The organism is Kitasatospora sp. NPDC032757, from assembly GCF_055579305.1.
Genome location: NZ_JBVINN010000022.1, coordinates 112,694 through 138,086, shown reverse-complemented (window position 1 = coordinate 138,086; position 25,393 = coordinate 112,694). Strand labels below are relative to the sequence as shown.

Sequence of the window (25,393 nt, the reverse complement as noted above, 5' to 3'; positions counted from 1 at the left end):
CCGCCGCCGCCGTGGACGTGCAGGTCGACGAAGCCGGGGAGGACGGTGTACCCGGTGAGGTCGAGGTCGCCGGGTTCGGTGGCGCCGCCGAGGCCGGCGATGCGGGTGCCCTCGATCGCGAGGCGGTCCCCGTCCACGGCACCGCCGGGCAGGACGAGGCGGGCGCCGGACAGGGCGGTGCCCCGCGACAGTGCCGCTGATTGAATCCGCGCGGTCACGCGGTCACCTCCGGAAAGTGTGCCGGCCGGCGGCCATCGGTGGGGGCGGCAGCCGGCGAGCATCTGCTCAGAATCGCTCGATACTGGTCAATGCAATCAGATTCAGTCAACCCTTCCGGCAGCGGGACGGCAGCCCGTCGAGGCACTGACCGCCCCGGTCCTGCGCGGCTACACTCCCCGGCATGCTCAAAGCTGATCGCGCAGCCCGGATCCTCTCCCACATCACCCACCAGGGAAGCGCCGACGTGCACGCCCTCGCCGGCCTGCTTGGCGTCTCGGGCGCGACGGTCCGCCGGGACCTCCAGGAGCTCCACGAGCAGGGCCTGCTCCACCGGACCCGCGGCGGCGCGGTCACCGGGGCGGTCAACCTCGAACTCCCCCTGCGCCACCGCAGGGGGAAGTACCCGGAGGAGAAGCGGCGGATCGCCGCGCAGGCCGCCCAGCTGGTGCCGGACGGCGCGGTGGTCGGGCTGACCGGCGGCACCACGACCGGGGAGCTGGCCCGCGTCCTGGCCGGCCGAGGGGACGTCACCATCGTGACCAACGCCGTGAACATCGCGGCCGACCTCGTGGTGCGGCCGGAGGCCCGGCTGGTCGTCATCGGCGGGATCGCCCGCACCACCAGCTACGAGCTGGTGGGCCCGGCGGCCGACCGGATGCTGTCGCAGTACCACCTGGACGTCGCCTTCATCGGGGTGGACGGCCTGACCGCGGAGGAGGGCTGCACCACGCACGACGAGATGGAGGCCCAGACCGACCGGGCGTTCCTGCGCAGCAGCGCCCGGTCCGTCGTCCTTGCGGACAGCACCAAGATCGGGCGGGTCACCTTCGCGGAGATCTGCCCGCTGGCGGAGGTGCACGACGTGGTGACCGACGACGGGCTCACCGCGGTGCAGGAGAAGGAGATCGCGTCCGGCGGCGTCCGGGTGCACCGCGCGGGGTGAGCCGCTGAACGACCCGTTCCGGCCCTGGGGCGGCCTGCCGACGCGGGCCGCCCCAGGGCTTTCCGCTGCCCGGAACCGGGGCGGCCGCCGCCTGCTCGAAACTGAGATTTTGGTGATCATGGTTGCGCATGTCTGGAAGAACGAGCTATAAATCACTCAGATTTGAGCATCAAGGCTCAACCTTGCGCAGGAGGACGTCATGGCCTACGTCGACGCCGAGATTGCCAGCCAGCCGGAGTGCTGGCAGCGCGCCCTTGAGCTGACCCCCAAGGGACTTCCCGAACCCGGAGAGCGGGTCGCGATCGTCGGCTGCGGCACCTCGCTCTACATCGCGCAGGCCTATGCGGCGCTGCGCGAGTCGCTGGGGCTGGGGGAGACCGACGCGTTCGCGGCCTCGGAGTTCCCGGCCCACCGCCGGTACGACCGGGTCGTCGCCCTCACCCGCTCCGGCACCACCACCGAGGTGCTGGACGCGCTGGCCCGCACCCGCAACGGCGCGACCGTCGCGATCACCGGGGACCTGTCGACGCCGGTCGTCGACGCCGCACAGAACGTCGTCGCCCTGGAGTTCGCCGACGAGCAGTCCGTCGTGCAGACCCGGTTCGCCACCACCGCCCTCGTCCTGCTCCGGGCGCACCTCGGGGCCGCTCCGGCCGACCTGCCCGCACAGGCGCAGCAGGCCCTGGAGGCCGCGCTGCCCGAACGGGCCCTCTCCTCCAAGCAGTTCACCTTCCTGGGCACCGGCTGGACCAGCGGCATCGCCCACGAGGCGGCGCTCAAGGTCCGCGAGGCCTCGTCCTCCTGGACCGAGTCCTACCCCGCCATGGAGTACCGGCACGGCCCGATCAGCGTCAGCAGCTCCGAGAGCACCGTCTGGTTCTTCGGCGAGCCGCCGGCCGGCCTGCTCGGCCAGATCGCGCTGACCGGCGCCCCGGCCGTGGTCGCGACGCGGGACCCGCTGGCGGAGCTGGTCCGCGTGCAGCGCCTCGCCGTCGAGCTGGCCAAGGCCCGTGGGCTGGACCCGGACCGCCCGCGCAACCTCACCCGCTCCATCGTGCTGGACCAGCCGTGACGGTGGTCCACCGTCCGGGGCGGGGCCGGAAGGCGGTCGGCCCGTGAGCGTCATCGCGCTGGACGTCGGCGGCACCCACATCAAGGGTGCGATCGTCGAGGACGGCCGGCTCCTCGGCTCGGCGCAGTGGCACACCCGCGCCGACCACGGACCGGAAGCCCTGACCGGGACGGTCCTCGCCTGCGCCGACGAGCTGATGACCAGTGCCCTCCGGCACGGCGGCAGGCCGGAGGCCGCCGGGATCGTCGTGCCCGGCCTGGTGGACGAGGAGACGGGCACCGCCGTCCTCGCCGCCAACCTCGGCTGGCGCGGCACCCCGGTGCGCCGCCGGCTCGCCGAACACCTCGGCCTCCCGGTCGCGTTCGGGCACGACGTCCGGGCCGGCGGGGTCGCGGAAGGCCGCCTCGGCGCCGGCCGCTCCTGCCCGAACTTCGCCTTCGTCCCGGTCGGCACCGGCATCGCCGCCGCGCTGATGATCGACGGCCGCCCCTTCGGCGGCGACCACGGCTTCGCCGGGGAGTTCGGCCACCTGGTCGTCCGCCCCGGCGGGGACCGGTGCGCCTGCGGCAACCGGGGCTGCGTGGAGACCCTGGCCTCCGCCTCAGCCATCGCCCGCCGCTACGCCCGGGCCACCGGCGAGGCCGGCGTCAGCGCCAAGGACGTCAGGCGGCTGGCCGAGTCCGGGAACGGTGCCGCGGCGCGGATCTGGGCGGAGGCGGTGGAGGCGCTGGCCGACGGTCTGGCGGCGCTGACCGTCGTGCTCGACTTCGAGCGGATCGTCATCGGCGGTGGCCTCGCCAAGGCCGGCGAGCCGTTCCTCGGCCCGCTGCGGGACGCCCTCGCCGAGCGGCTCACCTTCCGCGGCCCGCCCCGGCTCGTCGCGGCCGAACTGGGCCACCGTGCGGGGAGCCTGGGGGCGGCGCTGCTCGCGCAGGACCTGCTGGACGGGGGCGGCCGGTGATCCTCACCGTCACCCTCAACACCGCTCTCGACGTCACCTACCGGCTCCCCGAAGTCCGCCGGCACGGCAGCAACCGCGTGCGCGAGGTCACCCAGCAGGCCGGCGGCAAGGGCGTCAACGTCGCCCGCGTCCTGGCCGCGCTGGGCCATGCCCCGGTCGTCACCGGCCTCACCGGCGGAGCGGTCGGCCGGGCGGTTCGCGAGGACCTCGCCGCGGCGGGCCTGCACGACGAACTGGTCGAGGTGGCGGGGGAGACCCGCCGCACCGTCGCCGTCGCCGAGGAGCGGGACGGTGACACCACCATCTACCTGGAGCCCGGTCCGGTGGTCTCCCCGGAGGAGTGGCAGGGCTTCCTGGCACACTACGGGCGCCTGCTGCCCGGCGCGGCCGTCGTGGTGCTCTCGGGAAGCCTGCCGCGCGGGGTTCCGGCGGACGCCTACCGGCAACTCGTCGAGCGGGCCGGAGTGGACGGCATCCCGGCGCTGCTGGACGCCGACGGTTCCGCACTGGTGCACGGGATCCAGGCCGGCCCCGCCGTGGTCAAGCCGAACCTGCACGAGCTGGCCGAGGCCACCGGCGCCCGGGACCCGCTGGAGGGCGCCGAGTCGCTCCGCGCGGCCGGCGCGGGGGCGGTGGTCGCCTCGCTCGGGCCTGACGGGCTGCTGGCCTGCACCGCGGGGGGCCGCTGGCAGGCCCGTCCGCCCGGCAGGTTCCTCGGCAATCCGACCGGCGCGGGCGATTCGGCGGTGGCCGCTCTCGCGCTCGGCCTGGCCGCCGGCGCCGCCTGGCCCGACCGGCTCCGGCACGCGGTGGCACTTTCCGCCGCCACCGTCCTGGCGCCGCAGGCCGGCCGATTCGACGCCGGCGCCTACCACCGCCTGCTCAGCCTCGTCCGGGTCGAGGAGATCGAACCGGCGCACCCTCAAGGAGAGCCATGCCCCTGACCGGAACCGGCGAGATCACCGCCCCCGCCCGCCACGGCGCCCACGGCGTCGGCGCGTTCAACGTCATCCAGCTGGAGCACGCCGAGGCCATCGTCGCCGGCGCGGAGAGCGTCGGCGCCCCGGTGATCCTGCAGATCAGCGAGAACGCCGTGCGCTACCACGGAGGCCTGACCCCGATCGGCACCGCCACGCTGGCCGTGGCCCGGGCCGCGGGCGTGCCGGTGGCCGTCCACCTCGACCACGCCACCGACCGGTCACTGGTCCGCGAGGCGGTCGAACTCGGTTTCACCTCGGTGATGTTCGACGCCTCCGTGCTCGACTACGAGCAGAACGTCCGGGCCACCGCCGAGGTGGCGGCCTTCTGCCACGACGCGGGCGTCTGGGTGGAGGCCGAGCTGGGCGAGGTCGGCGGCAAGGACGGTGTCCACGCGCCCGGCGCCCGGACCGACCCGGGTGAGGGCGCGGCGTTCACCGAGCGGACCGGCATCGACGCGCTGGCCGTCGCCGTCGGCACCTCGCACGCCATGCTCACCCGGGACGCCGTGCTGGACCTGGAGCTGATAGCCGCCCTGCGGGCCGCCGTCCCCGTGCCGCTGGTGCTGCACGGCTCCTCCGGGGTCGCGGACGAGGACCTCGCCGCGGCCGTCGCCCACGGCATGACGAAGATCAATATCGCCACCCACCTCAACAAGGCCTTCACCGCCGCCGTCCGCCGCCGCCTGGCCGCCGACTCCGCCCTGGTCGACACCCGGGCCTACCTCGGCGACGGCCGGGCCGCGGTCGCCGGGGAGGTGGCACGCCTGCTCGGCGTCCTGACCGCGCCGGCGGCCGTCGCACGCTGAGGCGGGGCCCACCGAAGCGGGGGACGTGCGGCCCCGGGGCCCGGCGCTGACGGAGCCCCAGGGCCGCCGCCGTCTGCGGGGCCGCCCCGCAGACGTGCCATCGATTAGGCTCGGGCCGAATCCAGCGGACGACGGCCGGGAGGCGGCGGCGCATGCAGTCGGGACTGAGTTTCTCCGCGGCGGACCTCGCGCAGACCCGGTTCGCCGTCTCCCCGATGTGGGAGGTCGTCACCAGCTTCCGACTGCTCCGGGGCGACGCCGAGCCGTCGCTGCACCGGCGCTGGGCCGAGCAGGTGCGGCCCCGGCTGGCCCACGCCGGGCTCGACCGCGGCTGGCTGGCCGACCTCGTCCCCGCCGACGGCTACCTCGCGGACTTCCTCAACCCCACCCCCGCCACCCCGTTCCCCGTCCTCGGCGCCGAACTGGACGCGATCCGGCGCAGCGCGCCCGCGCGGGTGCGGACCGAACTGGAGATGCTCGGCGTCGAGCGCGGCACCGGCCCGTCCGCCCGGCTCAGGCTTCTGCACGAGGCCCCCGAGGTGGCGCTGGAGAAGATCACCGCGGAGATCGAGGCGTACTGGGAGCTCGCCCTCGCGCCCTACTGGGCCAGGATCCGGCGGCTCCTCGAAGCGGACGTGTTCCACCGGGCCCGGCAGGTCGCCGAGCACGGCTCCGCCCACGTCCTCAACGAGCTGCACGAGACCGTGCGGTGGGACGACGGCACGCTGCGACTGGTCCGCCGCCACTGCGCGCTGACCCGGGACCAGGCCGGCTCCGGCCTGCTCCTGGTGCCCTCGGCGTTCGCCTGGCCGCGGGTACTGACCCGCTCGGTGCCGCCGGATCCGCCCCAACTGGCGTATCCGGCTCGGGGAATCGGGAACCTGTGGGAGCGCCGGGCGACCGCCTCGCCGGATGCGGTCGCCGCCGTCCTGGGCCGCTCCCGCGCGCTGCTGCTGACCGAACTGGACACGCCGTCCTCGACCACCCGGCTGGCCGAGCACTCCGGCCTGTCCGCGGCCGGGGTCTCCCAGCACCTGACGGCCCTGCGGAACGCCGGCCTGGTCACGGCCCACCGCACCGGGCGGTTCGTCCTCTACGCCCGCACGGCCCTTGCCGACGCCCTCCTGGCCCCCGCGGGGGACTGACCGCGCGGGCGCGTGAAGGACGGACGGCGGCACCGCCCGGGGCGGCGCCCCGCCGGGCCCGGCCCAGTCACCGCTCCGTGGCCCGGCCGGCTGCCAAGGCCCGGCCGGGCGGCGAGGTCCGGCCGGGCGTTGGCGTTGGCGTCGGCCGGGCGTCGGCGTCGGCCGGGTGTCAGACCACGGCGTCGATCCAGTCCATCAGGCGGGCCCCCTCGCGCGTCATGATCTCCGGGTCGCGCAGCGCGTTGGAGAGCAGGGACATGCCCTGGTAGCCGGCGACGAGGGTGACGGCGAGGCCCTCCGGGCCGGCTGCGCCCAGCTGCCGGAACTGCTCCTCGACCCACCGCAGCAGCAGGCGGATGACCTGGCCCACCGCGGTGTCGAGGCCGCCGTCGTCGCGCTTGTCGAGTTCGACGGCGAGGGTGCCGGTGGGGCAGCCGTAGCGGGCGGCGGTGTCGCGCCGGCCGACCCATGCGGTCACCAGGCCCTTGAGGCGTTCGCGCGGGTCGGGCAGCCGGTCGAGCTCGGCGGTGAGGGTCTCCAGGTGGCCGGTGTGCTCGGAGAGGGCGGCTCTGACCAGCTCGTCCTTGGTCTTGAAGTAGTAGTACACGTTGCCGGTCGGCACGTCGGCGGCGTGGGCGATGTCGGCGATGGTGGTGCGCTCGACGCCCTGCTCGTGCAGGACCCGCGCCGCGGCGGCCGTCAGCCGCTGCCGCTTGCCGGCGTTCCTCGGGGCGGCGGCCTTTCCGACGGCGGTCTTCCGGGTGGCGGCGCCGGGGGTCTTCCTGTCCCCGGCCGTCTCGCCGTCGGCCTTCGCGTGGGGAGCCTCCGCCGAGGCGTGGCGGGAATCCATTGAGTCAGTCACCCGACTAACTGTAGACCGACGCCCGTCGGGGCTGCTACGGTTTCGGCTCGACGGAGTTAGTCAGGCAACTAACTCACTTATCGATCGGGGAGATCGACATGATCGTGGTGACAGGTGCGACCGGGAACGTGGGGCGGGCACTGGTACGGCTGCTGACCGAGGCGGAGGTGCCGGTGACCGCCGTCGCCCGGAACATCACCGACGCCGACGTGCCGCCGGGCGTGCGGGCGGTGGTCGGCGACCTCGCCGACCCGGCCGGCCTGCGGGCCGCGTTCGACGGGGCGGAGGCGCTGTTCCTGCTGGTGGCGGGGGAGGACCCGGACGGCATCGTGGACCTCGCGAAGAACGCCGGGATCCGCAGGGTGGTACTGCTCTCCTCGCAGGGAGCGGGGACCCGCCCGGAGGTGTACCGGCACCCGGTCCGGTTCGAGGCCGCCGTCCGTGAGTCCGGGCTCGGCTGGACGATCCTGCGGTCGGGCGGGATGGCCACCAACGCCTTCGCCTGGGCCGAGTCGGTCCGCACCCGGCGGGCGGTCGAGGCGCCGTTCGGCGACGTCGGCCTGCCGTTCGTCGATCCCGAGGACGTGGCCGCCGTGGCCGCCGCCGCGCTGCGTGTGAACGCGCACCTGGGCGCCACCTACACCCTGACCGGCCCGGCACCGACCACCCCGCGCGAGCGGGCCGCGGCGATCGCGGCCGCGCTGGGCGAACCGGTGCACTTCACCGAGCAGACCCGCGAGCAGGCCCACGCACTCATGGCGCGGTTCATGCCGCTGCCCGTCGTCGCCGGCACCCTGGCCATCCTCGGCGAACCGACCGAGGAGGAGCAGCGGGTCGGCCCCGACGTCGAACGCGTGCTGGGCCGCCCGGCCGCGACCTTCGCCGCCTGGGCCGCCCGCAACGCCGCCGCCTTCCGCTGAGCGCGCCCGCGCCCGCGCCTGTGCCTGTGCCTGTGCCCTTACCCGCCATCACTTTCGTCGAAGGACAGCGCCATGCCCGTTCAGCACATCCTCGGCTCGACCATGCACCACCGGGAGTCCGGCACCGGGACCCCGATCGTCTTCCTGCACGGCAACCCGACCTCGTCCCACCTGTGGCGGCACGTCATGCCCGCGGTGGGGAGCGGCCGGCTGCTGGCCCCCGACCTGATCGGCATGGGCGAGTCCGGCAAGCCCGCCATCGACTACACCTTCGCCGACCACGCCCGGTACCTGGATGCCTGGTTCGACGCGCTCGGCCTCGATGACGTGATCCTGGTCGGCCACGACTGGGGCGGCGCCCTGGCCTTCGACTGGGCCGCCCGCCACCCCGGCCGGGCGCGCGGCATCGCGTTCACCGAGACCATCGTCAAGCCGATGACCTGGGAGGAGTTCCCCGAAGGCGGCCGGGAACTCTTCCGGGCGATCAAGACGGACGGCATCGGCGAGGCCATGGTCCTCGACGACAACGTCTTCCTCGAAGAGGGCCTGCCCGGCACCGTCGCCACCGCCCTCGCCCCGGGCGACCTCGACGTCTACCTCAAGCCCTACCCCACGCGCGAGAGCCGCCTCCCGCTCCTGCAGTGGCCGCGCTCCATGCCGCTGGGCGGCGAGCCCACCGAGGTCGTCGCCCGGATCGAGGCGTACGACCGGTGGCTCGGAGCCAGTCCCGGCGTGCCCAAGCTCCTGATCACCTTCGTCCCCGGGCCGGGGACGATGGTGCACGAGGACACCATCGCGTGGTGCGAGGCCAACATCGCCGGCCTGACGGTCCGGCACTTCGACGCCGTCGCCGGGCACCACACGCCGGAGGACCATCCGCTGCTGATCGCCGGCGCCGTCGCGGCCTGGGCGGACGGACACGGCCTTCGCGGCCGGTAGGCGCCGGGCCGCGGGAGACGCGGCGCCGGCGCCGGGCCCGGGCCCGGTCGCGGGAGATGCGGCGCCGGCCCGGCCCGGCCGCACCCCGGTGCTTCGCAGACCGCGAATCCGGGGAGATGTGGATCGGCGGTTGACAGTCGATGGCGGGAAGGTGACGTAGCACATGGCGCAGGGCAGGAGCCGGTCACGGTGGGACGGAGCGGACGCGTTACGGGGCGGGCGGGAGGTGCTGGTCGTCGGCGCCTACTTCGCCGATCTGGTCTTCCGGGGGCTGGCCGGGCCGGTCAGGCCCGGGACGGAGGTCTTCGCCGAGGCGGTCGACCTGCTGCCCGGCGGGGCGTTCACCCCGGCGATGGCGATGCACCGGCTGGGCCATGACGTGGTCTGGGCAACCGACTTCGGAACCGACCTGTTCAGCGCGCAGGTGCTGGCCGCCGTCCGCGCCGAGGGGCTGGACGAGACCGGCTTCCGCCACCACCCGGGCCCACTGCGCAGTGTCACGGTGGCCCTGTCGCCCCCCGGCGACCGTGCCATGGTCAGCTATCAGGACCAGGTCGACGCCCGGCCGCTCGCCGCGCTGCTGCGCGAGCACCGCCCCGCGGTGCTGATCCTGCCGCAACTCCAGTACGGCGAAGAGGTGTTGGCCGCACTGCGAGTCGCCCGTCAGCTCGGGACGGAGGTGTTCATGGACTGCCAGGACATGCCCGGCACTCTCGAAACACCCCTCGTGCGCGAGGTGCTCGCCGAAGTGGACGTGTTCGCCCCCAACGCCGACGAGGCGCTGCGCCTGACCGGCACCGGCACGGTCGACGACGCCCTGAGCATGCTCTCCGGGCTGGTCCGCACCGTGGTCGTCAAGCGCGGGGGCGAAGGGGCGTGCGCCGTCCGCGACGGGAAGCGGTACGACGTCGTCGCCGTCCCGGTCGACGTCGTGGACACCACCGGGGCGGGCGACTGCTTCGACGCCGGCTTCGTGCACGCCCACCTCGAGGGCCGGGAACTCCCCGACTGCCTGGTCGCCGCCGTGGCCTGCGGCGCCGCGGCGACCACCGGCCCGGGCTCCAGCCGTGCCCCCGACACCGCCGGTCTGCGGGAGTGGCTCGCCCGCGTTCCTCGGCACTGACCCGTCGTCACCACTGACCCGTCGTCACCACCGACCCGCCCCCATCTGCGACTTGCGCCGCCGCCGGCCGCGCCGCCGCCGTACGCCCTGGCGCGCAGCTCGCCCGACAACGCACCACCGGCTCGTGATCAGGCGTGTCGCCCACCGTGTCATGCCCGATTCACTCGGTGACGGGTTCGTGTTAGCGTCCGATGATCCTGATCTGAGCAGCGCCCCGGCCCACCGGCCGGGGTGCAGCTCCACGTGGCGATCGGCGAGGGGGACCACCATGGCAGCACCGGAGGCGGCCGAGCACGGGGGCGCGCATACGACCGGGCACACGGACGGGCGGGTGACCGCCACACTGCGCCAAGTCAGGCACCCTGCAAGGATCCTGGTCACCGACCTGGACGGCACCCTGCTCGGCGGCGACCGGGCCGACCGCCGCCGCCTGCACGCCGCGCTGGCCCGGCACCCGGAGGTGACCGTGGTCTTCGCGACCGGTCGGGGGATCTCCTCGGTGCGCGAGGCTCTACGGGATCCGCTGGTGCCCAGACCGCGCTGGATCATCGCCGACGTGGGGGCGAGCGTCATCGACGGCACCGACCAGACCCCGGTCACGGACCTGCAACGTCGCCTGCGCGGCGGCTGGCCCGGGGCCGCACGCGTGCGCACCGCGTTACGCCGCTTCCCGGGGCTGGTCTACCAGCACGGGGTGGTCCAGGACGGCCGCTGTTCGTTCCATCTGCGCCCCGAGCATCTGACGCAAGAACTCATCGACGCCGTCCGGGCGTTGGGCTGCACCTGGCTGTACTCGGCGGACCGCTACTTCGACGTGCTCCCACCCGGTGCGAGCAAGGGCGGCGCCCTGGCGGCGCTGGCCGCCGACCAGCGCTGGCCGATGGACTCCGTCCTCGTGGCCGGTGACTCGCTCAACGACCTGTCGCTGTACGGGCTCGGCGCGCACGGCGTGATCGTCGGCAACGCCGAACCCGCCCTGCGCGCGGCCGTCCCCGAGGGCGGCGCCGTCCACCGGCCCGAGCGGCCGGGCGCCGCCGGCATCCTGGCGGCCCTCCAGGAACTCGGCTGGGTGGAACGCGACTACCCGCTCGTGGTCGGCTACCACCGCCCGCCGGTCCACCCGACCCCCGGTGGCTGGCGGCCGCCCGCCAGCCCCAACGGCATCCTGCCCACCCTGTGCCGCCTGTTCGAGGCCAACCCGCAGGCCGTCTGGGCCACCGCCGCCGTTCTCGGTCCGCATGCCCGCCCCGGCCGGCTGGATGGGCACGACACCGGGCTGCCGCTCTCCTTCGTGCCGCTGAGCGCCGACGACTGGGCTGCCTACTTCCACCGGGCCTGCAAGGAGACGCTCTGGCCGGTCCTGATGTCGCAGCCCCGGCGGCTGCGGTTCGACCCGGACGCCTGGGCCCGTTACCGCGCGGTGAACGCGCGCTTCGCCGACCACATCGCCGCACGCGCCGCGCCGGGCGGCACCGTCTGGCTGCACGACTACAACCTCTGGCTCGTCCCCGGCCGGCTCCGCCCGCTCCGCCCCGACCTGCGGATCGGCCTCTTCCACCACACCCCCTTTCCGGCACCGGAGGTCTTCGCGGCCCTGCCCACCGCCGCCGAGATCCGTACCTCGCTGAGCTGCCTGGACTGGGCCGGGTTCCACACCGAGACCTTCGCCGAGCAGTTCCGCCGGGCCCTCGCCGGAGCGCCGGGTACGCCCCGGGTCGGCGTGCATCCGCTCGGCATCGACCGCGAGGCCATCGCCTCGGCGGCCCGGTCCCGTCTCGGTGGGCGTGCGCGGCCGCCGTGGGGCGGAGCGGGCGGTGGTCCGCTGGTGCTCTCCGTCGAACGCCTCGACTACGCCAAGGCCCCCGTGGAGAAGGTCGAGGCGGTGGCGGCCGTGCTCGCGCGTCGCCCCGAGTTGCGCGGACGGTTGCGGTTCCGGCTGGTCTGTCCGCCCCCGGAGCCCGGCATCACCTCCTACGACGTGACCCGGCGGACGTTGGAGCGCCGGATCGCCGAGGTCAACGACAGGTGGGGCACGGTCGGTTGGCAGCCCGTCGAGTACCTGCCGCAGAGCCTGCCCTTCACCGAGGTGATCGACCACTACCTGGAGGCGGACGTGTTCTGGGTGACCTCCCTCCAGGACGGGATGAACCTCACCGCGAAGGAGTTCATCGCCGCGCAGCGGGCCGTCGGCCGGTCCGGCGTCCTGGTGCTCTCCCGCCACGCCGGCGCCGCCGCCCAGCTCGGCAGCGCGGCCCTGCTCACCGACCCCCGCTCACCCGCCGACCTGGTCGACACCCTCCACCGGGCCCTGACCCTCGGGCCCGAGGAGCGCCGCCTCCGGGCGGAACGCCTCGCCGACCTGCTCGGCGACCACCACCCCGCCGACTGGGCCGCCGAGATCACCGCGGCCATCCGCGGCGACGGCTCCCCGGGCGCGTCCGCGGGGGCGTCCCCGGACACGTCCCCGGGCGCCTCCCGGGACGGCTCCGGGACCACGGCCGTCGGTGCCCGGTGACGGCCGACGCGGTGACGGCCGGCGGTGACGGCGCCCGGCGAGGGCCGGCGGTGACGGCGCCCGGCGAGGGCCGGCGGTGACGGCGCCCGGCGAGGGCGGGCCGTGCTCAACGCCGGCCGGGAGCGGCGGCCGCCAGCGCCGCGGTGACGATCTCCGCGATCCGCCTCGGCTCCTCGTTGGGGAGGAAGAAGCTGGTGCCGGGGATCGTGACCACGGTGGCGTGCGGGCAGGCCTCCAGCGTGCGCCGCTCGTCGGCGGTGAGCCCGCCGTCGCCCTTCTCGGCGTGCACGACCCACACCGGTACCCCCGCACCGCAGAGGCGCGCGGCCGGATCCCCGTGCGCGCCGAGATGGTCGAGGTAGCCGCGGAGGATCCCGCGCATCACGTGCGGATCGTTGCGGCGAAGGTCGGCGAGCAGCTCGGCGCGGCGCTCGGGCGGCACGCGCATGCCCCTGGAGGCCGGGCCCATGAGCTTCAGCAGCGCAGCGGAGGGGAGCGGGCCGAGGACGCCGCCGAGGCGGCAGACGGCCCGGAAGAACAGGGGCTCGTCCCGGGGCGACAGGCTGATGCCGAGCAGCACCGCGGGGCCGGTGAACGCGCCGGTCGCCAGCATCTCCAGCGCGACGCTCGCCCCCATGCTGAACCCCACGACCACGTCGCAGGCCTGCTCCTCGGCCAGCCGGCCGGCGAGCCGGGCCAGGGTACCGATGCCGAAGTCCTCGGGAGGCGCCGTCCCGCTGTGCCCCGGCATGGTCACGGCGACCAGCCGGGTCCGGGCGAGCGCGGGTTCGGCCATCAGTTCGGCGTACGACCGGGCGGTGTTCAGCCCGCCGGGGAGGAGCAGTGCGGTCTGCGCCGCGTCGGCCGGGCCCGAGACGAGCTGGTCCCACGCCATGTCCATCGTCCTTCCTCCGCGTGCCGGGCCTCCGCGTGCCGGGCGGCCGTCCGGCACGCGACCGGGACCCGGACCGGGACCCGGAAGGGCGGGCCGCCGACGCTACCGGAACGGCGGCGTCCCCTTCATCCTGGCCGCCGGGACGCGCCCGGGCCACCCGGTCACCCGGCGTCCTCGTCGCCGTGCCCCACCGGGTCCGCCACCGCGTCCAGCAGCGCCGCCCCGTTGTTGCGGACGCTGTTGACCGCGGTGGAGACCGCCCGCACCGCGAGTTCGTCGCCGGCCGGGGTGTGCAGCAGCTGCCGCAGCCCGGCCGGGTCGGTGTGCTCCGGGTCGAGCCAGGCGTCCAGGTCGGCCGGCGCGATGGTGAGCGGCATCCGGTCGTGGACGCGGCCCGCGGCGTCGGTGGCGTCGGTGGTGATGATGGTCGCGGTGGTGAGCCAGGCCGCCGGGTCGCCCTCGGGGCGCTCGCGGTCGCGCCAGAACTCGTAGAGCCCCGCCATCACCAGCGGCCCGCCCTCGCGGGGGTGGAGGAAGTACGGCTGCTTGAACGCCTTGCGGCCGCCCCCGGCGGGCACCGGGACCCACTCGTAGTAGCCGTCGGCCGGGAGCACGCAGCGGCGCTTGGCGAACGCGGACCGGAACGCCGGCTTCTCGTGCACCGTCTCGGCCCTGGCGTTGATCATCCGCGCCCCGCCGCCCGGGTCCTTCGCCCAGGAGGGGACGAGCCCCCAGCGTAGCGGGCGGAGCCCGCGGGCGAGTTCACCCGTCTCGCGGTCCACCCGCTCCAGCACCGTCCACACCGTGTCCGTGGGCGCCACGTTCCAACTCGGCGCCAGGGATTCGACCGGTGTCCATCGGGTGACCCCGAACAGTTCGACGAGGTCCTGGGGGGTCGAGGTGGAGACGAATCGGCCGCACATACCCGCAACTCTGCCACCGTCCGGCCGCCGTGGCGGGCCATTTCGGCCGGGACACCGTGTCGCGGCCGGTGCGGACCCCGGGCTTCCCGCCGTCCCGGGCAGCGCGGGACGGGGCGAACAGGGGCGTCGGGGTGGCCGGATGCGTTCCCTCCCCGGCCGCCGGGAGTCGGAGTAGCGTGTGCGGTCATGGACGCCGGATTGCTCTGGACGGCCGGGGGAACGCTCGCCGGATGCGTCGCGTTGGGGCTCACCACTTGGCAGTTGCGACTCCAGATCCGCCAGCACCAGCCGGACCGGACATCGGAGGAGCACGGCCGTCCGGCCCTCTCCGGGCCGGCGGCCATGCCCGTACTGGCACCGGTGCGGAGCCTGCCGGCGGAGATCCGTGGCCGGCAGGAGCACCTCCGGGAACTCCTCGCCCTGGCCGGGAAGCCGACCGGCCGGGTCGTCGTCCTCGCGGGCCTCGGCGGGATCGGCAAGTCCACGATCGCGGCGGCCCTGGCCGAGCGGGTCCAGGCGGGGATCCGCCGCCATGTGTGGTGGGTGTCCGCGGCCGAGCCGGGGAGCCTGCTCGCCGGGATGCTGGCCGTCGCCAGGATCCTGGGCGCCTCGGTGACCGAGCAGGAGGCCATCGCCTCCGGCACACCCCAGGCGCCGGACGCCCTGTGGGCCGTCCTGGAGCGGGAGAAGCACCGCTGGCTGCTCGTCATCGACAACGCCGACGCTCCGCAGGCGCTCGCCGTGCCGGGTGCTCCGGCCGGCTCGACGAGCGTCGCCGACGGAACGGGCTGGCTGCGGGTGCCGCGCTCCGGCCTGGTCGTCGTGACCACGCGTCAGGCGGACGCCGCGACCTGGGGCAGGGACGTCCTGTTCCGCACGGTCGGACGGCTCGGCCCCGCCGACTCGGGGCGGATCCTGCGCGACCTCGCCCCGCAGGGCGGGACGGAGGAGGACGCGGGGAGGCTGGGCGAACGGCTCGGCGGACTTCCGCTCGCCCTGCACCTCGCCGGCAGTTACCTCGGCTCCGACTTCGCCCTGACCAGGCGGTTCGCCGACTACCAGCGGGCGCTGGACAGTTCGCCGCAGTCCATGGACCTGCTCACGCCGGACCCGGACCTCAGCGGTGATGCCAGATCCACCGTCATGTACACCTGGGAGACGTCCCTCGACGCCCTCGGCCGCTACGGCGTGCCCCAGGCCCGCACGCTTCTCCGGCTGCTCTCCTGTTTCGGGGCGGCGACACCGATCCCCGACGACCTGCTGCAGGTGGGGCTCCTCGCCCGGCTGATCCCGGAGGAGGCGGCAACGCCGACCGAGCAGGTCGTCTGGCTGGAGCAGGGAATGCGCGGGCTCATCCGCCTCGGCCTGGTGAGCCGCCTGCCCGCGTCGCCGGAGGACGGCGACGACCGCGCCCTGATCCTGCACCCCGTGGTCGCCGACGTCAGCCGCGCGCACCTGGCGGCCGACCACCGGGCCGGCCGCCAGGTGGCCGGGATGATCGGCTCCACCGCCGCCGGCCTGATCACCGAGGGGCTGGCGAAGCTGGAGCCGGACCGGCCGTCGGACTGGCCGGCCTTCCGCCTGCTCGCGCCGCACTTCCGGGCACTGCTGAACACCACGGCGGCCGGCCTCGACCCGCGCGACCTCACCAGGATCGCCCGGTCCGCGAGCACCCTGGCCGACTACTACGAATGGACCGGACCGGCCGCCCTGGGCGAAGAGGTCAGCGTCGCCGCCCTCGCCGCCCTGAGCCGGCTCCCGGCCGGCGACCGCGAGGTTCTCGGGGTCCGCTACTGGCTGGGCCGGAGCCTCGCCCTCCAAGGCCGCTGGCGGGAGGCCGACACCGGACTGCGCCTGCTGCACGCCGCCCAGGTGGAGCACCTCGGCGCCGAGGCACGGGAAACGCTGCGGACCGAGGGCGAAGTCGCCCGCATCGTGGCCGAGCTGGGGCGCTACGAGGAGGCCGAGGCCGCCCTGCGCTCCGTCCTGGCCGCCCAGGAGAGCGCCCTCGGAGCCCGGCACCCGGACACGCTGGACACCTACCACGCCCTCGGCCGGGTGGCCGCGCGCGAGAAGCGCTGGGACGAGGCCGAGTCGATGTTCCGCACCGCCTGCGACGGACGGGCCGGCGTGTTCGGCATCGACCACCCGGCCACCCTGGCTAGCCGCAACCGCCTGGCCTGGACGGTCGGGCAACTGGGCCGGGTCGACGAGGCGGAGACCGAACTGCGGAGGGTCCTCGGCATCCGTCGCGGCCTGTTCGGGGACGAGCACCACGACACCCTCGCCACGCGTGAACGGCTGGGCTGGGTCGTCGCCCTGTGCGGGCGGCTGGCGGAGGCCGAGGAGGAGCTCGGCGCCGTCGTCAGCGCCAGGACGCGGCTCCTCGGCCCGGACTACCTCGGGACCTTGAACGCCACCGTCCTGCTCGCCCAGGTCATCGCCCGGCGCGGCCGCCCCGGGGAGGCCGGGGCCATGCTCGACAGCGTCTACCGCCGGCAGGTGCGCCTCTTCGGAGCGGACCACCCGCACACCCGGGAGACGCACGAGCTCATCGGCGGCCTGGGCTGAGGGGGCCGGTCCGTGCGGCATCCCGCGAGTTCCCAGAACCTCCGCGGAGTACTTGACCCTGCGGCCAGGGGGTTCTTCCTTCGTCGGGGGCCCGACGCCCACTGACGTAACTTCGGGATTCCCGAATGTCTCTCGCCCTGTCCGACCGATCTGTGCTCTGGATGAATGCGAGGGGAGATGCACCTCGGTGTAGTGGCTGGGGGATGATCTCCTGTGTGACGAAGGAAGCGGATGCGGGTGTGGGGGTTGATGAAGCCCATGCATGGGACGCGCGGTTGGGCTGGGCGTTCGGGCTCGTAGCCGACGATCCGGCCGAGCGGGCTGCGGCGCTGGTCCGTCTTGCTGATGCTCAGGGGAACGTGCGGGATGCCCTTGGTCGGTTCAACGACTTGTGGCGCTCGACACTGCCGTTTGGCGGACAGGAGCAGTGGCAGGATCCGGCCTTCCTGCAGGCACACGAGATGTACGTCGAAGCCGGGAGGTCCTCGCTGCCCAACGCGTTGTGGAACCGCCCGGCCGGGGACATCAGGACCTGGCAGGGCCTGCCCTATGCGCTCCTCTTCCTGGAGTGGGAGGCAAGGTATCCGCACGAGTGGACCCGGCATGCCAAGAAGTGGGGCACGAAACAGAGCCTCATACGGGACGTGTCGGTCGCTGACCACGGCGAGACGGCCAGGGCGAAGCTCACCGACCTGGTCGAGATCGTCGTTCAGAGGGCCTACCGCTGCAAGGACCGCGAGTACCTACGCGTTGCTCGAGCCGTCGACAGTGAGGATCTGCGCGGCAGGCTGGAAGCTGCCGCTCGGTCTGACACTCCATGGGCACGACGACATGCCGGCTACGTTCTCTGGCTCCTCGATCGTCCCGAGGTGCCCAACACGATCCACGTCTGGCAGAACTGGATTGCGGCCGAAGCCGGAGGCTGAGGCCTCCGTCCGTCCCCTCCTCCGCGTGGCGGTCGCCGACTCGGTCTTCCTCTCGCTCTCGGGCGGCCGGAGCGCACGCTACCTCCTCGTTCAGAGCGCCAGCGTGCGCCAGCCCTGGGTGATCTGGTTGCGGAGGGCTGCCGCCGCGTCCGTCGGGGTGTGGTTCGGGCCATGGTGGGCCGTCAGTAGCTCTATCAACTCCGTACCGTCCGTCGGGCGGCCCGTTGGGTCGACGGTCAGCGCACGGGCGACGGCGGCCGCGAGAGCTGGGTCGAGTGCCTGTACCGCCGCCAGCGCAGCCGGTTCGGGTCCGGCGTCGACGATCCGACGGATCACGGCGCCCGCGCTGGTCGCTGTGAACGGGCTGGTGCCGTGCGCCGCGCACACCACACAGCACGCCCACGCCCAGACGTCGGCGGCCGCGCTGACGCGCTCGTCGCCGAACTGCTCCGGCGCCATGTACGTCAGGGTCCCCGGTCCGCCGCCGGTGCGGGTGAGCCTGGTGCCGTCCACGATCGACGCGATGCCGAAATCGAGCAGGCGCGGCCCGGCGGTGGTCAGCATGATGTTGGCCGGCTTGAGGTCCCTGTGGACCAGGCCGAGCCGATGCACCCCGGAGAGGGCCACGGCCAGTGCCAGCGCCAGAGCCCGCAGCGCCTCGGGGGAACGGATCGGCCCCTGCTCCCGCAGATGGACGTCGAGGGGCCGCCCGTCCAGCAACTCCATGACCAGGTAGGGGCGTCCGGCGTCCACTCCGGAGTCGAGAACCCGGGCGGTGTAGGCACCGGACACCATGGCCAGCACCTCCGCCTCGCGCGCGAAACGGCGCAACAGCTCGTCATGGTCCAGCAGTTCGGGTTTTATGGTCTTCAGCGCCACCTGCGTCGCTGCCCCCTCCCTCCGGGCGAGGTACACCGTCCCCATCCCGCCGGATCCGATGCGCCCGAGCAGGTGGTACCCGCCGATCGTCCGCGGCTCGTGCGGCCGAAGCTCCTGGTACGCGACCTGCGGCGCTGCACCGGCGCTGGCCCCCCGATCGGCCTGCGTCGGCATATACGGGGCCAGCTGCGCGGGCTGGGGCGCGGGTGGCAGTGGTCGTGCGGCGGAACTGTCGCCGGACCGGGCCCTGCGGCTCGTCACGAAGGCGACGGCCTGGAACAGTAGTGCGGCCAGGATCAGACCGGCAGGAGCAAACAGGCCGAGCACGGCGCGGAGGGCGAACAGGGCGGCCAGCCGACGGCCCTCCGACGGGGTGGTCCAAGCCCCCGCAGGCTCCCCCGAGGCCATTAGGTTGCGCTGCGTGCAGAGCCACAGCAGCAGCCAGGCCACCAGCATCGCGAACACCTCGGCGAAGAACCAGACCCCGTCGGCCTGGGCGCGCCCGTCCGGGCCGTCCAGCAGAATGATCAAGGACCCAATGGGCGCCACTCTGAGGCCGAAGCCGGGGATGAGCTGGGAAGCCATCAGGAACGACACCAGGGCGGCGGCGCCCACGAGTCCTACCGCCAGCTCCCCGATGAGCGCCGCGGGTATCCCCTGTGGCGGCGTGGTCCCGCCCCGGGCAGCTGACCCCCGCTGACGCACCCGTTCCTGAACGCGCAACAGCAGCGGCAGTGACGACAACCGCACCACCAGCACCGGCCCAGCCACGGCTAGGACGCTCGGCTCCAGCAAATTCCCCACAGATTCCGCCATGCGTCCCCCTGTGCCTCCCCGTGCGGGCTGAGCAGAGGGAGTATAGATCCGCTGCCAAACTTGATCCGAACGAAACGGCCCAGCCGCACCACCACGTCAACCCCCGAAGTACTTCCAGAGCCGACCACTAGGCCTTGATTGATGCGGCAGCCCTGGCGGCCTGCTCGATCTTCGCGCAGTAGGCTGCACGGGCTTCCTCGTCGATCTGCTTCTCGAGTTCGGCGCGCAACCCGGTCCGGCCGTCGAGGCCCTCGCGCAGAATATCGGCGTGCCCGGCATGCCGGATGGACTCGCCGAGGACATGGACCATGATGGCGAACAGGTTCGTGTCGGCGTGAGGCTCCGGCCACCACGGCACGTGGCCGGGGGCGTCGAGGGGGAGCTCGTTGATCGTCGCGTCCGAGTGTTCCCACGTGCGCCGGTAGAACCCGATGATCTGATCGCGGGTCTCGTCCTCGGTCGCCCACAGATCGCTGCCGTTGGAGTCCTGCCACCGGGGCAGCGGTTCCGGGGAAGGGCGGTCGAAGACCTCGCCGAAGTACCTGGCCTCGACGCTGGCCACGTGTTTGACCAGGCCGAGGAGGTTGGTCCCGGTCGCTGTCAAAGGTCGGCGGGCGTCGCATTCGGACAAGCCGTCGAGTTTCCAGAGCAGCGCCTTGCGGTCGCGCCGCAGTCTCCCGTGCAGGTTGTCTTTCGCGAATTCATCGATCATGCGGCATGAGCCTGCCACGGGCTGCTCGTGGTCTCAAGATCCCGTACATGGTCCGCAACGACTGGCAGAGCCGAGGCCTGGCCATTGGCCGCCGTTGTTCACGCTCACGGACGGCACTGCCTCGGGGCGAAGAGCGGGCGCCGTCGCCCACGAGCTCAACCATCGCCCGCGCAAGATCCATGGCTATCGGCACCACCGGCTCCTCACCCTCTGCCGGCCGCTCGACGGCAGCCAGGGCGCCCCGGCGGTCCCGGCTCAGCGCGAGGCCCGCCGCGAGTACGAGAACCGCGTCACCACGCTCGTACCGGCCGGACCATGATCAATCTCACCGATGACCGCTGTACCCGATGTTCCCCGGGGCCGGTCACCCGCCGTCCTGGTGGTGGTCCACCTCCGACCGCGACCTGCGGGACGGTGCCCGGCGGCGCGTTTCGGTGAGGAGTTCGGGAAGGGAGCCGTCGAAGTCGGCCAGGCGATCGGCCAGTTCGCGCCAGAATCCCGGGCCCGCTCCGGTGGCGGCCTGCTCCAGAAGCGCGGTGCAGAGCGCCACCCAGGGGTCGTTGGCTTGTGGGGCCGAGTGGCGTCTGCGGTAGCCGTAGTGCAGGGCCTCCCGGGCGGGCCGGACAGCGTCGAGTGCCGCCCGGTCGTCGAGCACGCGCAGCCTGCGGACGGTGTCGATCCGGTCGAGCGCGAGCGAGGTGCCCGCCAGGCTCGCCAGTGCCGCCCGGGCGGTTGCCGGTCCGTGGGCGATCAGGTCGAACAGCCGGCCGGGCGGCAGCGCGTGGGCCAGGGGGTCGGGGAAGCCGGCGCGGGTCGCGAGCACGCACAGGACCGGCTCGGGCAGGGGCGCCGCCTCGTGGGCGCGGACCAGTTCGGTCCACTGCGGGCTGCCGGTGGGGCCGCACGTGCTGTCCACCACCGCCTGTGCCTCGACGGGCCCGTCGCACCGCCGCAGCTCGGTCACCAGGTCCGCGGCGGGCGGCCGCGGCGGCCGGCGGTCCGCCAGCAGACGCCGTAGTTCGAGGTCGGTCAGGGCCACGCCGTCGAGGTACCGGTCGAGCAGCCCGTCCAGCCCGTGCAGCCAGGCCTGCGTCCCGCGGGCGCGCCCGCGGGCGCCGTAGGCCCAGCGGGCGAACAGCGCCCGCGGTGGGACGCCCGCCTCCCGGAGCCGGTCGACGACGGTGCGGGCGAAGTGCTCCCGGGCCCGGAGCCGCCGCAGCGGGTATTCGGCCGCCCGGGCCAGCTCGGCGTCGGAGAGCTCCGCGACCAGCGCGGCCAGGGTATCCGGCGGGGCCAGCACCAGCACCCGCAGGTCGGGGAGTCCGGAGTCGTCGGCCCGTGCCTGCCGGCTGGCGAGGCTCGCGAGCAGGCCGCGCAGGCTGCCGCGGTAGCCGGGCAGGCGGGTCGCGGCGGTGCGCCAGACCTGCGGGTCGGCGCCGATCCCGGCCCGCAGCGCGGTGCCGACGGCGTCCCAGAAGCCGTGCACCTGCCGGTGGTGGTTGTGGTCGTAGCCGTCGACGACCCGGACCAGCAGGTCGAGGCGCGGGGTGCCGTGGAGCAGTTCGGCCGCGGTGGTCCCGGTCAGTACGTGGCGCAGCAGGGACGGCCGCAGTTCGCCGATCCGGGCCAGCCCGGGCCGCCAGGCCCAGTCGGGCAGCTCTTGCTGACGGGCCACCAGCCGGTTGGCCACCCGTGAGTCCCAGGGGGTGAGCAGGGCTGCGGTGAACCGGTCGGGGCAGTCCGGACGCGCGATCAGCGCCCGCCGCTGGTCGCGTCCGAACGGCCGGCGGTCGTGCGCGGCGGCCAGGGCGGGCCAGTCGGGCGGTGCGGCGGCGAGCACCGCGTCGCAGGCGAGCACCGTGCGGGCCGCGCGCAGCCGGTCGACGGGATCGCCGGCGTCGGCGGCGGGCGGCCCGGCCGACCGACGGGCCGGGCGGGCGTACGGGCCCGCCAGCTCCTCGGCCGCGGCGGCGATGCGCTCGGCGCCACCGAGCTCCGCGAGCGCGGGGCCGCGCAGGTGGGGCGGCATCAGGGACGCCATCCATCCGAGCAGCGTCACCGCCTGTGCGGCACGCCAGCTCGCGGCCCCGTCGTTCGACCACCAGACCGCCATGTCCGCCCCCGTGATGCCGCCTCGGACCGCCCCTGGCCCGGCGCGCCCGTTCTGCCACGAGCCGCCCCGCCCCGGGCCGGACCTACTCTGCCACGGCCTGGCGGACGGGGTTGCAGCCGGACGGCCACCGGCACCCCGCCCTCCCGGGACGGTTGCCGCGGCACCGGGGGGCGGAGGAGCCACGCGGCCCGGGGGTGCGTCAGCGCGTGACGTCCCAGGAGAGCGCGTCGGTGAGCGAGCGCCGCAGCTGCGGGTCGGCGACGGCTGAGGTCGGGTCCGTCGCGACGGCGGTGAGCCGGTGGTGCAGGCGCTTGGGGCCGGTGAGGCGGAGGTCCGAGACGTCGATCGCCGCGCGGTCGCGCAAGGCCGTGACCTCGCGGCCGTCGAGGTACCAGCGCAGGCGGGTGCCGGGGGCGGGGAGGTCGACGGTGAGCCGGTCGGCCGGGGTGAGGACGGTGGTGGCCGGGGTGGGGCTGGAGAGGGTCGTGGCGTAGCGGTAGAAGCCGGCGATCATGGCTTCGCGGCCGGGGAGGTTGAACTCGCGGCCGAGCGATCGCATGATCGAGTTCTCGGTGGGCCGGTAGAGGCCGGCGGGGTAGTAGCCGCCGCCCTCGTACGCGCCGACGGTGCCGCCGTCGGGCGAGGCCTGGCCGAGCCAGCGGTACCACTTGGCGCGGTCGCGGCGCAGCTGATCGGCGGTCAGCGTGGTGATGTTGGACTCGGCGGGCTCCTCGCCCTGGTAGGTGCCCTGGCCGTCGTAGGAGTACTCGTCGGCCAGCTTGCCCAGGGAGTGGCCGGTCTCGTGCACGGCGACCTGCCCGGAGCGTTCGTTTCCGCCGGCGACGGTGGCGATGCCGGAGTAGCCGAGCGGGGAGACGACGTCGTTGTAGCCGGCGCCGCCGTACTTGGCACTGTTGGCGACGACGAGGACGAGGTCCGCCTGCGGGGCCTTGGCGGCGTAGCGGTCGACGGCATCGGTGTCGACGCAGAGCAGCCGCTCGACGCCGTCGCACCAGAAGTAGGAGCCGAGGGCCGTCTGCCGGACGGTGGCGCGGTCCGGGTCGCCGGTGACGCCCGATTCGGCGGAGACCGCCTGCACGGCCCAGACGTTGAAGAGCGCGCGGTAGGTCGTGTAGGGCTCGACGGCGGTGATCTCCCGCCACTTCTCGGCGGCGTCCGCGAGGAACTTCTCCTGTTCGGCGGCCGTGTAGCCGTCGCCGACCACCACCACGTCGAGCTTGGTGTCGGTGTCTCCGTTGCGGACGATCTGGCTGACGGTGCCGTCGCCCGCGGCCGGTCCGGCGAGTGACTGCGGGGCGGTGTACGGGGAGGCGGCCGGTACCTGGGCGCGGCTGATGCGGCCGTCCTCGGCGAAGACCTCGACCTGGTGGCCGGCGCCCGGGTGTGCCGTGCCGGCGGCGACGGGGCGGGTGGGGGACGCCTCGTCGGCCGTTGCGGCCAGGGCGGGGAGGGACCAGCAGCAGACGGCTGCCAGGGTCATGACACTGGCGAGGGCGGTGCTGGTGAGTCTGCCGGGACGCACGGGGGGACCTCCAGGGGTGATGGGGCGTAAGGTGCGGGCAGGGAACGTAAGTCGATGGTTAATCAGACTTAATTGATGAGTTAATCTAGGACACCCTCGCGTCCACCACAATGGGCCGGGCGGGAACAGCGGGCATCCGACGGAAGGGAGCGGCCATGACCGCGGGGAGCGAACCGGACGGACTCGGGCCGCGCATCCAACGGCTGCGTCGCGAACGGCGGCTGACCCAGCGCGCGCTCGCCGAGCCGGCCTACACCGCCGCCTACGTCTCCACCGTCGAAGCCGGCCGGGTCCAGCCCTCCGAGGCGGCCCTGCGCCACCTCGCCGAACGCCTCGGCGTCACCTTCGACGAGCTCGCCACCGGCCGGCCCGCCCGCCTGGTGCCCGAACTGAAACTCGCGCTCACGGAAGCCCAGAGCACTCTGGCGGACGGCGACACCACCGAGGCGGCCCGGCGCTTCACCGCCGTCCTGGACCGCGCCGCCCGGCACGACATCGGCGCCGTCCGGCCCGCCGCCCTGCTCGGCCTCGGCGACTGCGCGCTGGAGACCGGACGCCTCGACGAGGCCCGGGACCACTTCGAGGAGGCGGAGCGCCTCCTGGCCGGCGAACCGCTGCCCCGCCGCGCCGCCGCGATCCGCGGCCGGGCCGTGGCCCACCTGCTGGCCGGCGAACTGCGGTACGCCTGCTACCTGCTGGAGACGGCCATCGACCAGCTCAACCGGAGCGGACTGCACGACCCCGACGCGCTGCTCCTGCTGTACTCCGCCGCCATCGGGCCGTACATGGACATGGGCGCGCACGCCCGCGCCGCCCAGGCCGCCGAACTCGCCCTCGCCCTCGCCCCCGGCGCCACCGACCCCGCACTGGTCGCCGGGCTGCACCGCAACGTGGCCCGCACCCTGATCGCCGACGGCCGCGCCGCCGAGGCCGAAGCCTCCCTCGCCAAGGCCCAGGAGCTCTACCAGCGGCTGCGCCTCACCTCCGACCTCGCCAAGTGCCACTGGATGCGCGGCTACGTCCACGCCCAGGCCGGCGACCTCCCGGCGGCGGAACGCGAACTGCGCGCCGCCCGCACCATGCTGGCCGCCCGCCACGCGGAGCTGTTCATCCACCAGGTGGACGTCGAACTCGCGGACGTCCTGCGCCGTAGCGGCCGGCACGAGCAGGCCGGGGAACTGCTCCGCAGCCTCCTCGACCGGATCGGCCCGGAACGCGGGGCCGTCCACACCGCCGGCGCGCACCGCCTGCTCGGACTCATCGCCGAGGACCGGGACGAACCGGATGCCGCGGAGGAGCACTACGTCACCGCCCTCGCCGTCCTCGAACGCGCCGGAGCGGCGGGCGACCTCGCGGACCTCTGCCGCCTCCTCGGCGACCTGCTGCGCCGCACCGGCCGGATCGAACAGGCCCTGGACGTCTACCGGACCGGCCTCGGCCACCGTGCGGCCCCGGGCACCACCACCCTGGGCCCGGCCCCCGCCGGCCCACCGATCCCGGCACCCGCCCGCCTCGCGCCGGAGCGGTAGT

At 74.3% G+C, this 25,393-nt stretch carries 21 protein-coding genes and 1 pseudogene; 14 read left to right on the top strand and 8 right to left on the bottom strand.

The window, feature by feature from the left end; all coding sequences use genetic code 11:
* A pseudogene (locus ACZ5WK_RS23760) lies at positions 1–218 on the bottom strand (N-acetylglucosamine-6-phosphate deacetylase); the annotation flags it as partial.
* A 182-nt stretch (positions 219–400) separates the two neighbouring features.
* On the opposite strand from ACZ5WK_RS23760, the gene ACZ5WK_RS23755 reads away from it, so the two are divergent.
* From ACZ5WK_RS23755 to ACZ5WK_RS23730, 6 genes are all read left to right on the top strand, one after another.
* Positions 401–1,162, top strand: coding sequence for a DeoR/GlpR family DNA-binding transcription regulator (locus ACZ5WK_RS23755; protein ID WP_465549808.1), 762 nt, complete (start codon positions 401–403; stop codon positions 1,160–1,162).
* 199 nt (positions 1,163–1,361) lie between these two features.
* Entirely contained in the window at positions 1,362–2,234 is an 873-nt protein-coding gene (locus ACZ5WK_RS23750) for an SIS domain-containing protein (RefSeq protein ID WP_465549806.1), read from the top strand.
* 43 nt (positions 2,235–2,277) lie between these two features.
* Complete coding sequence (locus ACZ5WK_RS23745) at positions 2,278–3,195, top strand: ROK family protein (protein ID WP_465549804.1); 918 nt, start codon at positions 2,278–2,280, stop codon at positions 3,193–3,195.
* Entirely contained in the window at positions 3,192–4,139 is a 948-nt protein-coding gene (locus ACZ5WK_RS23740; protein ID WP_465549802.1) for a 1-phosphofructokinase family hexose kinase, read from the top strand. Before ACZ5WK_RS23745 ends, ACZ5WK_RS23740 begins: the two co-directional genes overlap by 4 nt.
* A complete protein-coding gene (locus ACZ5WK_RS23735; protein WP_465549800.1) occupies positions 4,130–4,981 on the top strand; it encodes a class II fructose-bisphosphate aldolase in 852 nt (283 codons plus the stop codon). The genes ACZ5WK_RS23740 and ACZ5WK_RS23735 overlap by 10 nt, the downstream gene beginning before the upstream one ends.
* Positions 4,982–5,133: 152 nt before the next feature.
* On the top strand, positions 5,134–6,126 hold the full coding sequence (locus ACZ5WK_RS23730) for an ArsR/SmtB family transcription factor (protein ID WP_465549798.1): 993 nt from the start codon (positions 5,134–5,136) through the stop codon (positions 6,124–6,126).
* 169 nt (positions 6,127–6,295) lie between these two features.
* Here ACZ5WK_RS23730 and ACZ5WK_RS23725 read toward each other — a convergent pair whose 3' ends face one another.
* Entirely contained in the window at positions 6,296–6,988 is a 693-nt protein-coding gene (locus tag ACZ5WK_RS23725) for a TetR/AcrR family transcriptional regulator (RefSeq protein WP_465549796.1), read from the bottom strand.
* 98 nt (positions 6,989–7,086) lie between these two features.
* On the opposite strand from ACZ5WK_RS23725, the gene ACZ5WK_RS23720 reads away from it, so the two are divergent.
* The 4 genes from ACZ5WK_RS23720 (at position 7,087) to ACZ5WK_RS23705 (ending at position 12,485) form a co-directional block, all read left to right on the top strand.
* On the top strand, positions 7,087–7,908 hold the full coding sequence (locus ACZ5WK_RS23720) for an SDR family oxidoreductase (RefSeq protein WP_465549794.1): 822 nt from the start codon (positions 7,087–7,089) through the stop codon (positions 7,906–7,908).
* Positions 7,909–7,980: 72 nt separating this feature from the next.
* Positions 7,981–8,847, top strand: a complete 867-nt coding sequence (locus ACZ5WK_RS23715; RefSeq protein ID WP_465549792.1) for a haloalkane dehalogenase — start codon at positions 7,981–7,983, stop codon at positions 8,845–8,847.
* A gap of 163 nt (positions 8,848–9,010) precedes the next feature.
* Complete coding sequence (locus ACZ5WK_RS23710; protein WP_465549790.1) at positions 9,011–9,970, top strand: carbohydrate kinase family protein; 960 nt, start codon at positions 9,011–9,013, stop codon at positions 9,968–9,970.
* Between the two features lie 268 nt (positions 9,971–10,238).
* Positions 10,239–12,485 carry a trehalose-6-phosphate synthase gene (locus ACZ5WK_RS23705; protein WP_465549788.1) on the top strand — a complete coding sequence of 749 codons (2,247 nt, stop codon included), beginning with the start codon at positions 10,239–10,241 and terminating at the stop codon, positions 12,483–12,485.
* A 106-nt stretch (positions 12,486–12,591) separates the two neighbouring features.
* Here ACZ5WK_RS23705 and ACZ5WK_RS23700 read toward each other — a convergent pair whose 3' ends face one another.
* Together ACZ5WK_RS23700 and ACZ5WK_RS23695 are read right to left on the bottom strand one after the other, a co-directional pair.
* A complete protein-coding gene (locus tag ACZ5WK_RS23700) occupies positions 12,592–13,380 on the bottom strand; it encodes an alpha/beta fold hydrolase (RefSeq protein ID WP_465549786.1) in 789 nt (262 codons plus the stop codon).
* Between the two features lie 161 nt (positions 13,381–13,541).
* The gene (locus ACZ5WK_RS23695) at positions 13,542–14,303 is read right to left on the bottom strand and encodes an SOS response-associated peptidase (protein WP_465549784.1); all 762 of its coding nucleotides are present in this window, start codon (positions 14,301–14,303) and stop codon (positions 13,542–13,544) included.
* Positions 14,304–14,489: 186 nt separating this feature from the next.
* On the opposite strand from ACZ5WK_RS23695, the gene ACZ5WK_RS23690 reads away from it, so the two are divergent.
* A complete protein-coding gene (locus ACZ5WK_RS23690; protein WP_465549782.1) occupies positions 14,490–16,874 on the top strand; it encodes a tetratricopeptide repeat protein in 2,385 nt (794 codons plus the stop codon).
* 215 nt (positions 16,875–17,089) lie between these two features.
* The gene (locus ACZ5WK_RS23685; protein ID WP_465549780.1) at positions 17,090–17,800 is read left to right on the top strand and encodes a hypothetical protein; all 711 of its coding nucleotides are present in this window, start codon (positions 17,090–17,092) and stop codon (positions 17,798–17,800) included.
* A 90-nt stretch (positions 17,801–17,890) separates the two neighbouring features.
* Here the strand turns inward: ACZ5WK_RS23685 and ACZ5WK_RS23680 are convergent, their stop codons facing one another.
* Together ACZ5WK_RS23680 and ACZ5WK_RS23675 are read right to left on the bottom strand one after the other, a co-directional pair.
* Positions 17,891–19,438, bottom strand: coding sequence for a serine/threonine-protein kinase (locus tag ACZ5WK_RS23680; RefSeq protein ID WP_465549778.1), 1,548 nt, complete (start codon positions 19,436–19,438; stop codon positions 17,891–17,893).
* Positions 19,439–19,622: 184 nt separating this feature from the next.
* Complete coding sequence (locus tag ACZ5WK_RS23675; protein ID WP_465549776.1) at positions 19,623–20,207, bottom strand: DinB family protein; 585 nt, start codon at positions 20,205–20,207, stop codon at positions 19,623–19,625.
* Positions 20,208–20,301: 94 nt separating this feature from the next.
* On the opposite strand from ACZ5WK_RS23675, the gene ACZ5WK_RS23670 reads away from it, so the two are divergent.
* Positions 20,302–20,526, top strand: coding sequence for a hypothetical protein (locus ACZ5WK_RS23670; RefSeq protein ID WP_465549774.1), 225 nt, complete (start codon positions 20,302–20,304; stop codon positions 20,524–20,526).
* A 45-nt stretch (positions 20,527–20,571) separates the two neighbouring features.
* On the opposite strand, the gene ACZ5WK_RS23665 is transcribed toward ACZ5WK_RS23670, so the two are convergent.
* Both ACZ5WK_RS23665 and ACZ5WK_RS23660 read right to left on the bottom strand, forming a co-directional pair.
* Complete coding sequence (locus ACZ5WK_RS23665) at positions 20,572–22,320, bottom strand: hypothetical protein (protein WP_465549772.1); 1,749 nt, start codon at positions 22,318–22,320, stop codon at positions 20,572–20,574.
* A 199-nt stretch (positions 22,321–22,519) separates the two neighbouring features.
* Positions 22,520–23,863 carry a M64 family metallopeptidase gene (locus tag ACZ5WK_RS23660; RefSeq protein WP_465549770.1) on the bottom strand — a complete coding sequence of 448 codons (1,344 nt, stop codon included), beginning with the start codon at positions 23,861–23,863 and terminating at the stop codon, positions 22,520–22,522.
* Positions 23,864–24,018: 155 nt separating this feature from the next.
* On the opposite strand from ACZ5WK_RS23660, the gene ACZ5WK_RS23655 reads away from it, so the two are divergent.
* Positions 24,019–25,392 carry a tetratricopeptide repeat protein gene (locus ACZ5WK_RS23655; protein ID WP_465549768.1) on the top strand — a complete coding sequence of 458 codons (1,374 nt, stop codon included), beginning with the start codon at positions 24,019–24,021 and terminating at the stop codon, positions 25,390–25,392.
* Position 25,393: the final 1 nt, after the last annotated feature.

Bases quoted from the DNA above. Each gene is read 5' to 3' on its own strand.
- ACZ5WK_RS23715 (WP_465549792.1), top strand. From the start codon at position 7,981: ATGCCCGTTCAGCACATCCTCGGCTCGACCATGCACCACCGGGAGTCC.
- ACZ5WK_RS23655 (WP_465549768.1), top strand. From the start codon at position 24,019: ATGACCGCGGGGAGCGAACCGGACGGACTCGGGCCGCGCATCCAACGG.
- ACZ5WK_RS23755 (WP_465549808.1), top strand. From the start codon at position 401: ATGCTCAAAGCTGATCGCGCAGCCCGGATCCTCTCCCACATCACCCAC.
- ACZ5WK_RS23675 (WP_465549776.1), bottom strand. From the start codon at position 20,207: ATGATCGATGAATTCGCGAAAGACAACCTGCACGGGAGACTGCGGCGC.
- ACZ5WK_RS23720 (WP_465549794.1), top strand. From the start codon at position 7,087: ATGATCGTGGTGACAGGTGCGACCGGGAACGTGGGGCGGGCACTGGTA.
- ACZ5WK_RS23695 (WP_465549784.1), bottom strand. From the start codon at position 14,303: ATGTGCGGCCGATTCGTCTCCACCTCGACCCCCCAGGACCTCGTCGAA.
- ACZ5WK_RS23665 (WP_465549772.1), bottom strand. From the start codon at position 22,320: ATGGCGGTCTGGTGGTCGAACGACGGGGCCGCGAGCTGGCGTGCCGCA.
- ACZ5WK_RS23730 (WP_465549798.1), top strand. From the start codon at position 5,134: ATGCAGTCGGGACTGAGTTTCTCCGCGGCGGACCTCGCGCAGACCCGG.
- ACZ5WK_RS23735 (WP_465549800.1), top strand. From the start codon at position 4,130: ATGCCCCTGACCGGAACCGGCGAGATCACCGCCCCCGCCCGCCACGGC.
- ACZ5WK_RS23690 (WP_465549782.1), top strand. From the start codon at position 14,490: ATGGACGCCGGATTGCTCTGGACGGCCGGGGGAACGCTCGCCGGATGC.
- ACZ5WK_RS23705 (WP_465549788.1), top strand. From the start codon at position 10,239: ATGGCAGCACCGGAGGCGGCCGAGCACGGGGGCGCGCATACGACCGGG.
- ACZ5WK_RS23710 (WP_465549790.1), top strand. From the start codon at position 9,011: ATGGCGCAGGGCAGGAGCCGGTCACGGTGGGACGGAGCGGACGCGTTA.
- ACZ5WK_RS23700 (WP_465549786.1), bottom strand. From the start codon at position 13,380: ATGGCGTGGGACCAGCTCGTCTCGGGCCCGGCCGACGCGGCGCAGACC.
- ACZ5WK_RS23750 (WP_465549806.1), top strand. From the start codon at position 1,362: ATGGCCTACGTCGACGCCGAGATTGCCAGCCAGCCGGAGTGCTGGCAG.